The sequence below is a fragment of the Clostridium sp. FP2 genome (assembly GCF_011065955.2).
GTDB classification, from domain to species: Bacteria; Bacillota; Clostridia; order Clostridiales; family Clostridiaceae; genus Clostridium_AD; species Clostridium_AD tagluense.
The window spans coordinates 4,594,309-4,609,185 of sequence record NZ_JAAMNI020000001.1 but is presented as its reverse complement, the minus strand read 5'-3'; the positions used below and the strand labels follow the sequence as shown (position 1 = coordinate 4,609,185).

Sequence of the window (14,877 nt, the reverse complement as noted above, 5' to 3'; positions counted from 1 at the left end):
ATGATTAGGCATACATAAAAATAGCCAAACTACCCAGTGGTAGTTTGGCTGTTTTAACTTATTCTATTAATTTTTTTAACCTTAAAAAGTCTTCTGCAACTTTTTTAGGGTCTTCTCCATTATCTGCTTTTAAATTAAGCTTTTGCATGTCTTCGTCTGTAACTTTACCCTCTAGTTGTAGTAATACTCCTTTTAATTCCGGAAACTTTTTCAATGATTCTGAGCGAACTATAGGAACTGGATTGTAAGGTGGGAAGAAATTCTTATCATCTTTTAAAAGTGCAAGATCGAATTTCTGTAATAATCCATCCGTAGAGTTTGCATCTAAAACCTGTGTTTCATTTTTATCAAGGGCTGTATATCTAAGGCCACCATCGATACCTTTTACATTTTTAAAATTAAGATTATATTTTTTTTGAAGCCCAGGATAACCATCTGACCTATTTGTAAATTCCATAGTAAAGCCAGCATTTAGTGTAGGACTTATTTTTGCTAAATCAGAAACAGTCTTTAAATTATTTTTTTTAGCAAGAGATTTGTTTACTGCCATTATATAAGCATTATTAAAACCTATGGGTTTCATTAACTCTATACCATAATTTTTAGCAAAATCTTCTTTTACTACATTATAAGTTTTAGCTGGGTCACTAATAGAAGGTTTTTTTAGTATAGTTATGAGACCCGTACCAGTATATTCTACATAACAATCTAAATTTTTTGATTTCATAGCATTAAATATTACAGCAGTTCCTCCTAAATTGAATTTTCTTTCAACTTTATATTTTGTTTTATGTTCTATTAAGGAGGCCACCATATTTCCAAGTATTATTTGTTCATTATAATTTTTAGAACCTACTACTATTGTGTTTTTGCTTTTATTTAAACTTGAAACTAAGGATCCTACAATTAGTATAACAACTAATGCCATAGCCCCAATTCTAAATTTTTTGTTTTTAAATAGTGAATTAGTTTTGCCGGCTTTACTAGTAGTTCTTATACCTTCTGGAACTACTACGTTTTCTACCTTGCCTAAAATGAAATCTAGAAGAATAGCAAGTAGACAAGCAGGAATGGCTCCAGCTAGTATCATATTATTATTAACAGTTGAAACACCAGAATATACTAAGTATCCTAGACCACCAGCACCTATAAATGCTGCTATGGTCATAAGTCCTACTGCTGTAACTGAAGATACCCTAATACCTGACATTATAATAGGCATAGCTAGAGGGAAACGAACTTTGAGTAGTACTTGAGTTTGGGTAAGCCCCATACCATCAGAAGCTTCAATAAGTGCAGGGCTTATATTAGTTAGTCCTGTATATGTGTTTTTTACAATAGGTAGAAGAGAATACATAACTACCATTATAACTGCTGGTGTACTGCCAATGCCGACTACGGGTATTAAAAATCCGAGTAGTGCTAAACTTGGTATAGATTGAACAATATTTGTAAAACCAATGACAGGACCTGAAAGTTTTCTAAATCTAACTATAAGTATTGCAAGGGGTATAGCAATTATTATAGACATTAAAATTGAAAATACAGTTAGCTGAACATGTTGCATAAGCAAATCTGATATTTCAGTTTTTCTTTCTATTACGAAATTTATAAAAGAAGTTATACTATTCATTGTCATCTACCTCCTCATCATCTATAAATTGATTACTTAATATAGATAAAAGACTGCTTTTGGTAATAAGGCCTGACAGCTTTAAGTTTTCATCTATTACAGGAACAAAGCTTATGTCCTCTTTCTTTATAAGTTCTAATACATCAATTATAGAATCTTCATTATTTACGGTTATAATATCTTTTATCATTATATCTTTAAGTTTTTTAGTTTTATCTGGATTTTTTCTAATTTGTTTTAAGGTAACAAGTCCACATAAAAGATTAGCTTTATCTACCACAAGTAAACTATCTACATGGCTAAATTTCATTATTTCAATTGCTTGTAGAATTGTTCGCTCTCCTACTGATTTTATAGGCATTTCTATCATAATATCTTTTGCCTTAATTAGTTCAGGCTGATTCCATATTCTGTTTTTACCTACAAAGTCTCGTACAAAGTCATTAATTGGGCTTTTTAATAATTCCTCGGGAGTAGCAAATTGGACTACGGATCCAGCCTCTAGGATACAAATTTTATCCCCAAGTTTTAAGGCTTCATCCATATCATGAGTTACAAATATTATGGTTTTCTTGAAGTTTTGTTGTATATTAAATATCTCATCTTGGAGTTGAGTTTTTGTTATAGGGTCTAATGCACTAAAGGGTTCATCCATTAATATTACATCAGGATCCATTATAAGAGCCCTTGCCACACCAACTCTTTGTTGCTGGCCTCCACTAAGCTGCCTCGGGTATTTATTCGAATATTCCTCAGGTGCTAGTCCTACTAAATTTAACAACTCAATGACTTTCTTCTTTATTTTTTCCTTTGGCATTTTTTCTATAGATGCTATTAAACCAATATTTTCACCTATAGTCAAATGAGGTAAAAGACCTGCTTGTTGTATAACATAGCCCATGTTACGTCTAAGCTTTATAGTGTTTTTAGTGTTGATACTATCTCCATTAATTAAAATTTCACCAGACGTGGGAGTTAGTAATTTATTTATCATTTTTAGTGTTGTAGTTTTTCCACAACCACTAGGTCCGATAAAAACAACCAATTCTCCTTTTTCTATAGTGATATTTATATCCTTTAATATTATTTTGCCGTTTATACTTTTGTTTACGTTTTTAAATTCTATCAAAATATAGCCTCCTTAAACTTTCAAAGTAACAACTTAAGTATATCATCAAGTTGTTACTTTGTAAAGAATGCATGTTTGCATGAAAAAAGAGTAAATTTTAAGTGATGAACTGTGAAGCGCTCTAAGAGACTTAAAAAGAGCGTGATATACTAATTTAGCAGTATATCACGCTCTTTTTGATTTAATGCATTAAGTTTATAGACTTTAAAAAGTCTTCTGCGACTTTTCTTGATTGTTCTCCATTATCTACTCTATAGTTTAAATCTCGCATTGTTTTATCGCTAATTTTATTCTCTAAGAGTGATAATACCTCCTTTAACTCAGGATATTTCTTCAATGTTTCTGCTCTTATTACAGGAACTGCATAGTAAGGTGGGAAAAAATTCTTATCATCTTTTAAAAGCTGAAGATCAAATTTTTTAAGTAACCCATCTGTAGCAAATGCATCTAAAACCTGTGTTTCACCTTTCTCAAGGGCAGTATATCTAAGTCCACAATCTATACCTTTTGAATTTTTTAAATTTAGGTTATATAATTTTTTAACTCCAAGATAACCATCTGGCCTATTTGCAAACTCCATAGTAAATCCTGAATTTAAAGTAGGACTTATTTTTGCTAAATCAGAAATAGTATTTAGATTATTTTTTTTAGCAAGATCTTTTTTTACTGCTATTACATAAGTGTTATTAAATCCTAAGGGGCTTAATACTTCCATATCATAATTTTTAGAAAAATCCGTTTTCATGACATTATAAACTTTAGTTGGATCCTTCATAGTAGTTTTCTTAAGTATATTTACAAGACCTGTTCCAGTATATTCTACATATACATCTACATTCTTTGATTGCATAGCGCTAAATACTACAGCAGTTCCTCCTAAATTTAATTTTCTTTCAACTTTAATTTCCGTTTTACTTTCTATTAAAGAGGCAACCATATCTCCAAGTATTAATTGTTCGTTAAAGTTTTTAGAGGCTACCACAATTGTGTTTTTACTTTTTCCAAAACTAGAAACTACGGAAGATACAATGATTATAAGAACTAATATCAAGGCTCCAAGTTTAAATTTTTTATTGCCTAAGATTGTATTACTTTTTCTTGCTTTAGCAGGAGTGGTTCTTATACCTCTAGGTATTACTATGTTTTCTACCCTACCTAAAATGAAGTCTAGAAAAATAGCAAGCAAACAAGCAGGAATAGCTCCAGCTAGTATCATATTATTACTAACAGTTGCAACACCAGAATATACTAAAAAGCCTAAACCCCCGGCGCCTATAAAAGCTGCTATGGTCATAAGTCCTACTGCTGTAACTGAAGATATTCTAACACCTGACATTATAATGGGCATAGCTAAGGGGAAACGAACTTTCAGAAGTACTTGGGTTTGAGTAAGTCCCATACCAGCAGCAGCTTCAATAAGTGAAGGGTTTACGTTAGTAAGTCCCGTATATGTGCTTTTTACAATAGGTAGAAGAGAATACATAACTACCATAACAATTGCGGGTTTACTGCCGATACCAAGTACAGGAATTAAAAATCCAAGCAATGCTAAACTTGGTATAGATTGAACTATATTTGTAAATCCAATAATGGGGCCTGCAAGTTTTCTATATCTAACTATAAGTATTCCAAGGGGTATAGCTATTACCACTGCAAGCAAAATTGAAAATATAGTTAGTTGAATATGTTGTATGAATAAATGGGAAATTTCGGATTTTCTATCTATTACGAAATTTATAAAAGAATTTATACTACTCATTATCATCTACCTCCTCATCTATAAACTGATTACTTAATATAGACAAAAGGCTGCTTTTGGTAATAAGGCCTGACAGTTTTAAGTTTTCATCTATTACAGGTACAAAGCTTATATTTTCTTTCTTTATAATTTCTAATACATCTATTATAGAATCTTCGTTATTTACTGTTATAAGATTTTTTTCCATTATATCTTTAATCTTTTTACTCTTATCTGGATTTGATCTAATTTGTTTTAAGGTAACAAGTCCACATAAAAGGTTAGATTTATCTACTACAAGTAGACTATCCACATGACTAGATTTCATTATTTCAATAGCTTGGAGTATTGTTCGCTCACCAACTGATTTTATAGGCATTTCTATCATAATATCTTTTGCTTTAATGAGCTCTGGTTGATTCCATATTCTATTTTTACCTACAAAGTCTCTCACAAAATCATTAATAGGATTTTTTAATATTTCCTCTGGAGTATCAAATTGAACTACACTTCCGGCATCTAGGATACAAATTTTATCCGCCAGTTTTAAGGCTTCATCCATATCATGAGTTACGAATATTATAGTTTTCTTGAAATTTTGTTGTATGTTGAATATTTCATCTTGAAGTTGAGCTTTTGTTATAGGGTCTAATGCACTAAAAGGTTCATCCATTAATATTACATCAGGATCCATTATAAGAGCCCTTGCGACACCTACTCTTTGTTGTTGGCCTCCACTTAATTCTTTAGGATATTTATTTGTATAATCATCAGAATCAAGTCCTACTAGATTTAATAATTCAATGATTTTAGTCTTTATTTTATCTTTTGGCATTTTTTCTATAGATGCTATTAGCCCAATATTCTCACCAATAGTTAAATGAGGAAGAAGTCCTGCTTGTTGAATAACGTAACCCATGTTTCTTCTAAGCTTTATAGTGTTTTTCTCTCCGATTTTATCTCCATTAATTAAAATATCACCAGAGGTTGGAGTTAATAATTTATTAATCATTTTTAGTGTAGTAGTTTTTCCACAACCACTAGGTCCGATAAAAACAACTAATTGTCCTTTTTCTATAGTAATGTTTATATCTTTTAATATAGCTTTACCATTTATAGATTTACTTACATTTTTAAATTGGATCAAAGTGTAGCCTCCTTAATTATTACAAAGTAACAACTTAAGCATAACATTGAGTTGTTACTTTGTAAAGAATGTATTAACACCTATAATCTAGTATTTAATTTTTGAAAACGATTTATACAAATACTTTTTAAATTTTGTAAAAGGTTTTCATAGGCGCAAAAAAAACCCTACATCATATTGTTATAAAACGTTGTGATGTAAGGGTTTAGGCACATTTAAATAAATTTTTATTTTTCATTAAGAAAGTCTTTAATCCTATAATAATTATTTTCGCTACAAATCACTATAAAAATATCATTATCTTTAAATATTGTAGTTGGACCAGGAGAGAGTATTAATTTATCATCTCGTCGTATACCAATTATAGTTGCTCCTGTATTTTGCCAAAATTCAGCCTGTGATATAGTTTTATTTATTATACTCATTTCAGAATGTATTTCAAACTCAAAAGGTATAAATGGGTTACTATTCTTAAATCTGCTAGAATAATCTACTAGTTCATCAATCGAATGTTCTATATTTTTATCTAACTCTTTTTTCTTTTCAAGTAAATCCACAATGCTCTTTTTTATAGAACTTATAGAATCTATATCTTTAAATTTATCAATAAATTGCAAACAATTATCTACTGAGTTTATAACAATTCCGCTACCTTTTGTTACTTTCACTATATCCATTTGACTAAGAAGACTTACAGATCTTCTTACAGTTTCTGGTGACACATTATATTGACTTGCCAGCGAAGAACGACCGTGCAGCTTATCACCTATTGAAAGATCCCCGGATACTATCCTATTGGCAATATCTATAGCTATTTTTTGATAAATAGGTTTTAAAGTAGAGTTATTTGGCATTTTTGATTTTATCAAAAGTAAAATTTAAACTTTTGATAAATTCACCCCCTCAAACATATAATAGTTTTTCCAAATCAAGTATAGATTATAATAGTGATATTGTAAACAAAAAATAGTGTCATCCAGGCAGCAAGTCGTTAAAATATAAATTATTAACATAGAACTAAAAAAAGTAAGAAATATTAAAATAAATGAAATTTTTCTAGAATTATTGAATTTAGTAAGCAATCTTATAGCTATTTTGTCCAATGCTCTCATATCTTTAAATGCACCTACAATAATCATAAGATTAAATAAGGTAAATAATACTTTAAAATCAATATATTCTATTTTAGGGAAGGAAAAAAATGAAGTGATAATTGCCAATATTAGCGCTAAGGAAAAAACTACTTCATTTTTTAATATATTTAATATTTGTGTTGTGTTATGCTTAAAGGATATTGTGTTCAACATTTTTTTATCACTCACCTTATTTTTAGTATTTCAAGCTAGAATAGTATAGCATTTTTTAGATTTGAAATCCATTGGATATTAGTATTAAGGTAATGCATAAAAAGTATAGTAACACTTAAAATAATAAGGTTAAGTATAGGAGAATTTATGAAAAATACATTAAAAAGAAAAACAATAGCTAAGGGGTTACTATGTGTTATTTGGCTCTGTATAATTTTTTATAATGGCACAAGGCAAGGAGAAATATCACAAAAAGCTAGTAAAGAAGTTATAAAAGTAGCAAGTGAAGTTATGAAGATTCCAGCAGCTACCATTGGCTCACCTGCCATTAAATTTAGTGATGTAAACTATTATGTAAGAAAAAATGCGCATTTTTTTCAGTACTTTATTCTGAGCATATTTCTATGTAGTGTAGTAAGGCAATTTAAATTGTATAAAACAAGTGAAATATTTTTATTACTATTTCTTCTTTTACTTTTTCCCGTACTAGATGAGTTTATCCAAAAATATGTACCAGGTCGAACCTCAAATGTTTTTGATATAATAATCGATTTTAGCGGTGGAATTTTAGCAATGTTAATATATAATATTGGTTATAAAATCCGTAAAAACAAGGTAACAGTGAAGTATTAGTAATGTATATTGTTGACTCAATATAGTCATAATAAGTAGGTACTAAAATTCGCTATGAGGAGACTAGAAAATGAAAAAAACATCTTTAAGAATAAAAATATTAAGTGGAATGTTATGCACAGGCTTAGTATTTTCTGGAGGGAGTCTTAGTTTTGCTACAGTAAAAGATAGTGGAAGTGTAAATGTCAGGCTTACTTCAAGTATGGATGTTAAAGTTCCTATGGATAAGGAAAAGCTAAAGCAAGAAAGACAGGCAGAGATGATGGCTACACTAGAAACTGTAATTAAAGAGAGTGTAACAGGAAGTATTATTACACAAACTGAAGGAGACAAGGTCTTAGAATATGTAAACGCTAAATCACAGAAAAGATCGGTGGAAAATAAAACAGATAAAAAATGCAAAAGTGGAAAATGTGAAGGTGAAAGAGGCGGATTATTTAAAGGTCTGGTAGCTGATGGTATTCTAACTAAGGAAAAATCTGATGCACTTAGAGAAAGAATGCACCTTAAAAGCACAGAACTTAGAAATCAAGAAAATCAAGAGTAATAAAGTTAAACTACCAAAGTGTATTTAAATGCACTTTGGTAGTTTTTATTTTCTGTTAGCTTATAGAATTTCTATACTAGGAAAGGTAAGAATAAAGTGGCAAGTCCTAGGAAAAAGAAGAAGCCGAGAACGTCTGTTACGGTAGTAACAAATACAGCAGAGGCAAGGGCTGGGTCTATATCTAGCTTTTTAAGAACAACTGGTACTGCGAAACCTGATATGGTGGCTGCCATCATATTTAGCACCATAGATAAACCAATAACTACTCCAAAAACCACATTTTTCTCCCAAAACCAGCCTAAAAGAGCTACCGCAATACCCACTGAAACACCAGTACATAGTCCTACGCCAAATTCTTTTAATAATATTTTTTTCGAGTTTTTAGCATCTATTTCTCCAAGAGCAATGCTACGAATAATAATAGTTAGAGTTTGAGTACCTGCATTACCACCCATACCGGCAACTATGGGCATAAATGTGGCTAGGGCCACAACCTTTTGAATGGTGCCTTCAAAAAGACTAACAGTAGCTGCTGCCATTATGGCGGTTACTAGATTTACAAATAACCAGGGTAATCTACTACTGACAGATGCTTTAAGAGAACCAGTAACCTTTTCATCTTCTTGTAAACCTGCAAGTCGATATAGATCCTCAGTATGCTCATCACTAAGAATTCCCATTATATCATCTGCAGTTACTATTCCTAAAATCTGCATAGACTCATTGACTACGGGCATAGTTAAAAATCCGTATTTTTCAAATATGTGTCCCACTTCTTCTTGATCCATATCAACGGGTATGCTCATGGCATTACTGTTCATAATATCAGAGATTCTTACATCAAAACTACTTACTACTATATCTCTTAAGGATATAACTCCTTTTAAAAGATGGTTTTCATCTGATACGTATATATAATAAGAAGTTTCTGCTTCTGGAGCTTCCTTTTGCAAATAAACTAAGGTATCACCTATAGTCATATTCTCTTTTACACTGATAAATTCAGTGGCCATAATCCCTCCTGCACTTTCTGCAGGGTAGGTTAATAACTCTTTTACTCCATCAACATCTTCTTTATCCATTTTTATCATAATGTTTTTAGCTTCATCCTCTGAAACTGCTTCTAATAAGTCTACCAATTCATCTGAGGACATTTCGTGTATAATTTTCTTTTGAATTGTTTCGGAATGAATAGATAAAAGGTTGTATTTATCCTCATCCTCTGCTTCATCAATAATATCAGCAATGATATTTGGGGATAGGTTTTGGAATAAATCTATAATATTTCCCTCATATTGGCTAATAGCTAGTAAAATATCTGTAGGATGGATAAATTGAATAAGTTTGTTTATTTCATCTATATTTCCATTTATTAAAAACTCTGTTAGTGCATCTCCATTTAATCCATGTGCCATGCAAGCCTCCTAAATCTTATGAGAGGAAGAATGTATGGTTAAATTAAATCAATAGTATAAATGAATTCTTCCTCTATAATAATATTAAATTTTATATAATAAATATTATGACTGGGTCCTGAATCCATTTATACCACCTCCAATAAAAAATAGCTTTTTAGTATATACTAAAAAGCTTACGTGTTTAATCTAATTTATTATATGATACCAGCTCTTTAAAGTCAATTACATAGAAATGATTTTGCTTAGTAACGCCATACCTGTAGCAAAGTATACAATAAGGAATTATTAGGTATAATTTGAAAAAATTGTACAAGCTTTATATTAGCATGTACAACCTTTTTATTTTTTTGTAAATATTAGTTAGATAAAACTAATTGAACACCATATTTATTTTTAAAATCTTCGTCTTTATTGCAAGAATTTACATAGAAGGAGCCTTTTAAAAAAGTAGTTATTGAAATTAATATAATAAAATTTTTAAATATTAAATTAATCTTCATAACATTTCTCCTTTCCGATAATACTATATTACTATAATATTATTTTGCTCTAAAATAAAATTAAAACACTATTGAATCATAGGGAATAAGTTAAAATATATACATGGTTTAATTGTTAATTGGTAATATAGATAAAAATAAAATTACAAAAAAAACCAAAAAAATTCACAAAACTACAAAAGTGTTGTATTGTAGTAGATAATTGAAGTTTTAAGGGGGTTTTTGTTATGAAAAGATTTAAAATTAGATATATACGCTTTTTAATCTTGTTCTTATTTGTTTTTCTTTTATCTGGGTGCGCCAGTAGTACAGGCAATAACACTATGAGCGTTTCAAATGATAAACTTCAAATAAGTACCAATAAGCAGCAAGGAATAAAGTCAGATGAAAATGGTAATTTGATAGTTCATTTTATTAATGTAGGACAAGCAGATAGCATTTTAATACAACAAGGTTCAAAGTATATGCTTATTGATGCAGGAAATAATGGCGATGGTAAGCTAGTTAAAAGCTACTTACTAAAGCAAGGTGTAAAGAGCTTAGACTATGTTATTGGAACTCACCCACATGAGGATCATATTGGAGGATTAGATTATATAATTAATGATTTTAAAATAGGTAAAATATATTTACCTAAAGTAACATCTACTACTAAAGCCTTTGGAGATGTAATTGTAGCAATAAAAAATAAAGGAATGAAGGTAGCGGAACCAAAGCCAGGCGAAACCTTTAATTTAGGCACTGCAAAATGTACTATTTTAGCACCAAACAATAGTAAATATAAGGATTTAAACAATTACTCTGTGGTGGTAAAATTAGAATTTGGAAGTAATTCTTTCCTTTTAACAGGGGATGCGGAGGATATATCAGAAGGGGAGATTCTTGCAAAAGGTTTTAATATCAAAGCAGATTTACTTAAAGTAGGGCATCATGGAAGCCGTTCTTCTACTACAGATAAATTTTTAACCAAGGTAAACCCAAAGTATGCAGTTATATCTAGTGAAACAGGAAACGACTATGGTCATCCACATAAGGAAACCATGGATAAGTTAAAAAATAAAAACATATCAGTATACAGGACAGACGAGCTAGGTACAATTATTGCCACATCTAATGGAAAGACCATAAGCTTTAACACAAAACCAGGTAGTTATAAAGCCGGCCAACGCTAACGGACATAGTATTGAACAATTAAGGGTGTCTTTGGATTATAGGGCTACTTAAAAAAACTATCAAGATACCTCTCAGGTATCTTGATAGTTTTTTTTGAAAAGTAGGAATAAAAGCCATAATTCTATTTAGGAATTTCAATGTCAGGTGGAATTTCAAGCCCTGCCATTTTCATTAAGTATAATGCATTTCTAGTAGTAGAAACCCCAGGACGCAATTTATAGTCAAAGTATAATTTATCATCTTTATAATATTCTTTAAGGTGATAATTTTTAACTTTCATGTTGGTATTTTCTATTTCGCCTAATTCTAAATCGTGTGTAGATACAAAGCCAAGAGCATTCTCATTACTTAATTTGCTTACCAAAACCTTAGCCCCTGTATGTCGATCTATAGAGTTAGTTCCTTTGAAAATTTCATCTAATAAGAAGAAGAGTGGGGCTTTATTTTTCGTAGCACTTACAAGTTTTTTTATTCGGAGTAGCTCTGCATAGAAAGAAGATATATTTTTTTCTAAATTATCACTTGTCCTCATGCAGGTATAAACATCCATTATAGAGCAGTAAAAATCATCTGCACATACTGGAGCACCGGCATAGGCTAAGACTAAGTTAATACCTGTGGTACGAAGTAGGGTGCTTTTTCCAGACATATTGGAACCAGTTATTAAAAGAATATTTTGTGACTTCTCTATGAGAACGTCATTATATACTCTGCTGGTTCCCAGTAGTGGATGGCCCAGACTTTTAGCTTTAAAAATAGGGGAGCCTTCCTGGAACTTTGGCATTGCCCAATTACTATGCTCATAGGCTATAGACCCTAAACTATTTAAGGCTTCCATTTCGCCTATAACCTCTAGCCAAGATTTTAAAGAAGCACCACTAGCTTTTTTAAAGCGTTGCAAATTAATTAAACATTGATAATCCCAAAGAGTAAGGATATTTATAGGAATATAATACATATTGTTTCTATCAGATATTAAGGTTACTAGATTTACTAATTTTTTTATCTGAAAAGAAGCCGTAAGTCCCTTACTATTTATAAGTTTTTCTTTTAATTTTATTAAATACTCTGAGTTAAATTTCTTCTTTTCTATATGTATAAGGAGTTTATTATATATAAGAATCGTATTTTTATATTGATGTACAGTATCTAAATTTTTGCTTACTTCTTTATAGCCAATTGAGAGAAGTATTATTTGAATCGCAACGCCTAAAAGTCCTATTTTATAGGAAACATTTGAAAAAATGAGTGAGGACAATAAAATTGATAGGGTTATTACTGGCAATATCCTTATTATAGCTATTACCCAGGATTTTAGAAAAAACTCATTTTTTGACACTACCCATTGAAATAATTCTTCAGGGTTATGATTTTTATTTTCGCTAAGTATTGCTTCTGCTTGAAATCTTTGTGTCCAACCAATATTGTTTGCTAATTCTTTGATTGCAGCCTGTCTTTTATATATTTCCTCAATACCATAAATAGGTGCAGAGAAAGTATCCTTCAATTTTTTTCTGCCAAGATAAGTTGTGCAAGCATTAATCCATTGAAAAAGAGAGCTGTCACCAAATATATCTAAGTCTTTTGTATAATTGTGATTTTCATCAGAAAAATCCTCACCCTTATCAGAAAAGTCCTTCCAATTATTATTAAGACGTTTTATACAATTTTCGTTAATTTCACTTAAAGTAGAACAACGAATTTTGTTGTGTTTTATCTTGTTATGTTTAATTGCTAAAAATACAAATATCAGAAGGGTGGTAATTAATACAGAAAGGCATAAATAATAATTAGGTCGTAAATAAAAGAAAATAGTAAATCCGAGGCCACTTGCAAAGACTAAAAATCTTAATAAGCTTATAAAACTTACCGTTTCAGCTTGTTTTTTTAATAGATTATCGTAATGTTTTTTTCGATTAGCATAAAGTTTTTTTTCAGTTTCCATAATATCCTCCTAGGCATTCTTAATATATATATAATATCATACTAAAGGCTTGCTCCGCAATTTTCAATATTAGGATAATATGACCAAATACATGAATAATAAGGAAAAATTATAAGGCCTACTTAAAAAAACAAACTATCAAAATACTTATAAATATTTTGATAGTTTGTTTTTTTATTTTTCTAGTTGCTTAATCAAGTGATATAAAAGTCTAGCACCTTCACCAGTTGCACCCTTAGATTCATAACCACTGTCTTTCTCTGACCAAGAAGTTCCAGCTATATCAAGGTGTAGCCAAGGGTTTTCTCCTACGAATTCGCCAATGAATAATCCTGCTGTTATAGTTCCGGCTTTTGGACCGCCTATGTTTTTAAGGTCTGCTACATCAGACTTTATTAATTCTTTATATTCATCAAAGGCAGGTAATCTCCAAACCTTTTCATCACAAATTTTTGAAGCTTGTTCTAATCTACTATAGAAGAAATCATTATTTGAAACTACCCCAGTAGTTGTAGTGCCTAAAGCTGAGATAACTGCTCCAGTTAATGTTGCTATATCTACTACTTTAGTAGCATGTTCTTTTTCAATTATATAATTTACTGCATCCACAAGAGTTAATCTTCCTTCAGCATCGGTGTTAAGTACTTCTATTGTCTTTCCACCCATGGAGCCTATTATGTCTCCTGGTCTGTAACTGTTTCCACTGATCATATTTTCACAAGAAGCAACTACTGCTACTACATTTACCTTTGCTTTTAGTTTTGTTATAGCAGTCATGGCACCAATTACAGCGGCGGCTCCACCCATATCAGATTTCATTGTAACCATTCCGGCAGTAGTTTTTATAGATAATCCGCCAGTGTCATAAGTAAGGCCTTTTCCAACGAGGCCTACAATTTCATCTTTCTTGACCGGGTTACCATTATATCTCATTACAATTAATCTTGGTGGGTTCGCAGAAGCTTTTGATACTTCAAGGAAGGCTTGCATATTCAATGCTTTTATAGAAGATTCATCAAATATTTCAACTTCAAAGCCACTTTCATCACCAGCTTTTTTTGCTTGCTGCGCTAGCTCTATAGGACTTAATATATTAGCAGGTTCATTAACTAATTCTCTTGCGAGTAGGTTAGCTTGTCCAAGTATAATACCTTCATTAATTCCCTTATCAATACTTTCTAATTCATCTTCCAGATTATATATTATAGTAAATTGTTCTAAGATTTTCGCTTTTTTATCTGATTTATATTTATCAAATTTATATTCTGCCATGACAGTAGATTCAGAAATAGTTCGAGTGATCTCATCTAAGTTCATTAGGCTAACTAAATTTCCTATATTTATGTCAATAGATTTAGATTTAAGATTTGCTGCTTCTTTTACTGCTTTTGCTATATTTTTTCTTAATTTGTCTAAATTAAAATCTTCTTTTTTGCCGATACCAATTAGAATTATATTTTTAGGACTTTCATTTCTAAATAAATTGATGTTTTGAAGCTCGCCATTTTTACATTTGAAGCCTTCACTATCTAATGTAAATCTAATTTTAGACAGTAATTCATTGTCCAATGATAAATTTAAATCTTCTAACTTTGAATCCTCAAAATATGTAATAAATTTTGTTTCAGCCTCATTGTTTTTAGATTTTATATTTTTACTATGGAATATCATACATATTCACCTTCTCTTTCATTTTTAATATAAGGC

General features: G+C 30.5%; 13 protein-coding genes. 3 read left to right on the top strand and 10 right to left on the bottom strand.

Features of this window, described 5'->3' with window-relative positions:
• Positions 1-58 precede the first annotated feature (58 nt).
• The 6 genes from G9F71_RS21735 to G9F71_RS27790 form a co-directional block, all read right to left on the bottom strand.
• On the bottom strand, positions 59-1,633 hold the full coding sequence (locus tag G9F71_RS21735) for a glycine betaine ABC transporter substrate-binding protein (protein WP_164950751.1): 1,575 nt from the start codon (positions 1,631-1,633) through the stop codon (positions 59-61).
• Complete coding sequence (locus tag G9F71_RS21730) at positions 1,626-2,762, bottom strand: ABC transporter ATP-binding protein (RefSeq protein ID WP_164950752.1); 1,137 nt, start codon at positions 2,760-2,762, stop codon at positions 1,626-1,628. The genes G9F71_RS21735 and G9F71_RS21730 overlap by 8 nt, the downstream gene beginning before the upstream one ends.
• A 181-nt stretch (positions 2,763-2,943) precedes the next feature.
• On the bottom strand, positions 2,944-4,521 hold the full coding sequence (locus tag G9F71_RS21725; RefSeq protein ID WP_164950753.1) for a glycine betaine ABC transporter substrate-binding protein: 1,578 nt from the start codon (positions 4,519-4,521) through the stop codon (positions 2,944-2,946).
• Complete coding sequence (locus G9F71_RS21720; RefSeq protein ID WP_164950754.1) at positions 4,514-5,647, bottom strand: ABC transporter ATP-binding protein; 1,134 nt, start codon at positions 5,645-5,647, stop codon at positions 4,514-4,516. Before G9F71_RS21720 ends, G9F71_RS21725 begins: the two co-directional genes overlap by 8 nt.
• A gap of 227 nt (positions 5,648-5,874) precedes the next feature.
• Entirely contained in the window at positions 5,875-6,501 is a 627-nt protein-coding gene (locus G9F71_RS21715; protein WP_164950783.1) for a TrkA C-terminal domain-containing protein, read from the bottom strand.
• A gap of 24 nt (positions 6,502-6,525) precedes the next feature.
• Positions 6,526-6,954 (bottom strand): SLC13 family permease, encoded by a 429-nt coding sequence (locus tag G9F71_RS27790; protein ID WP_411956135.1) that lies wholly within the window; start codon positions 6,952-6,954, stop codon positions 6,526-6,528.
• A 147-nt stretch (positions 6,955-7,101) separates the two neighbouring features.
• Here G9F71_RS27790 and G9F71_RS21710 point away from each other — a divergent pair, with 147 nt between their 5' ends.
• Together G9F71_RS21710 and G9F71_RS21705 are read left to right on the top strand one after the other, a co-directional pair.
• Complete coding sequence (locus G9F71_RS21710) at positions 7,102-7,587, top strand: VanZ family protein (RefSeq protein ID WP_164950755.1); 486 nt, start codon at positions 7,102-7,104, stop codon at positions 7,585-7,587.
• 70 nt (positions 7,588-7,657) lie between these two features.
• A complete protein-coding gene (locus G9F71_RS21705) occupies positions 7,658-8,134 on the top strand; it encodes a hypothetical protein (RefSeq protein WP_164950756.1) in 477 nt (158 codons plus the stop codon).
• A 71-nt stretch (positions 8,135-8,205) separates the two neighbouring features.
• Here the strand turns inward: G9F71_RS21705 and mgtE are convergent, their stop codons facing one another.
• Together mgtE and G9F71_RS21695 are read right to left on the bottom strand one after the other, a co-directional pair.
• Positions 8,206-9,549, bottom strand: a complete 1,344-nt coding sequence (gene mgtE / locus G9F71_RS21700) for a magnesium transporter (protein WP_164950757.1) — start codon at positions 9,547-9,549, stop codon at positions 8,206-8,208.
• Positions 9,550-9,908: 359 nt separating this feature from the next.
• On the bottom strand, positions 9,909-10,052 hold the full coding sequence (locus G9F71_RS21695) for a hypothetical protein (RefSeq protein ID WP_164950758.1): 144 nt from the start codon (positions 10,050-10,052) through the stop codon (positions 9,909-9,911).
• A gap of 227 nt (positions 10,053-10,279) precedes the next feature.
• Here G9F71_RS21695 and G9F71_RS21690 point away from each other — a divergent pair, with 227 nt between their 5' ends.
• The gene (locus G9F71_RS21690) at positions 10,280-11,224 is read left to right on the top strand and encodes a ComEC/Rec2 family competence protein (protein WP_164950759.1); all 945 of its coding nucleotides are present in this window, start codon (positions 10,280-10,282) and stop codon (positions 11,222-11,224) included.
• Positions 11,225-11,346: 122 nt separating this feature from the next.
• Here G9F71_RS21690 and G9F71_RS21685 read toward each other — a convergent pair whose 3' ends face one another.
• Positions 11,347-13,170 (bottom strand): MutS-related protein, encoded by a 1,824-nt coding sequence (locus G9F71_RS21685; RefSeq protein ID WP_164950760.1) that lies wholly within the window; start codon positions 13,168-13,170, stop codon positions 11,347-11,349.
• Positions 13,171-13,344: 174 nt separating this feature from the next.
• Complete coding sequence (locus G9F71_RS21680) at positions 13,345-14,841, bottom strand: leucyl aminopeptidase (RefSeq protein ID WP_164950761.1); 1,497 nt, start codon at positions 14,839-14,841, stop codon at positions 13,345-13,347.
• Positions 14,842-14,877 lie beyond the last annotated feature (36 nt).

Coding starts and splice junctions, on each gene's coding strand:
- G9F71_RS21735 (WP_164950751.1), bottom strand. CDS start 1,633: ATGAATAGTATAACTTCTTTTATAAATTTCGTAATAGAAAGAAAAACT.
- G9F71_RS21725 (WP_164950753.1), bottom strand. CDS start 4,521: ATGAGTAGTATAAATTCTTTTATAAATTTCGTAATAGATAGAAAATCC.
- G9F71_RS21715 (WP_164950783.1), bottom strand. CDS start 6,501: ATGCCAAATAACTCTACTTTAAAACCTATTTATCAAAAAATAGCTATA.
- G9F71_RS27790 (WP_411956135.1), bottom strand. CDS start 6,954: ATGTTGAACACAATATCCTTTAAGCATAACACAACACAAATATTAAAT.
- G9F71_RS21710 (WP_164950755.1), top strand. CDS start 7,102: ATGAAAAATACATTAAAAAGAAAAACAATAGCTAAGGGGTTACTATGT.
- G9F71_RS21705 (WP_164950756.1), top strand. CDS start 7,658: ATGAAAAAAACATCTTTAAGAATAAAAATATTAAGTGGAATGTTATGC.
- mgtE (WP_164950757.1), bottom strand. CDS start 9,549: ATGGCACATGGATTAAATGGAGATGCACTAACAGAGTTTTTAATAAAT.
- G9F71_RS21695 (WP_164950758.1), bottom strand. CDS start 10,052: ATGAAGATTAATTTAATATTTAAAAATTTTATTATATTAATTTCAATA.
- G9F71_RS21690 (WP_164950759.1), top strand. CDS start 10,280: ATGAAAAGATTTAAAATTAGATATATACGCTTTTTAATCTTGTTCTTA.
- G9F71_RS21685 (WP_164950760.1), bottom strand. CDS start 13,170: ATGGAAACTGAAAAAAAACTTTATGCTAATCGAAAAAAACATTACGAT.
- G9F71_RS21680 (WP_164950761.1), bottom strand. CDS start 14,841: ATGATATTCCATAGTAAAAATATAAAATCTAAAAACAATGAGGCTGAA.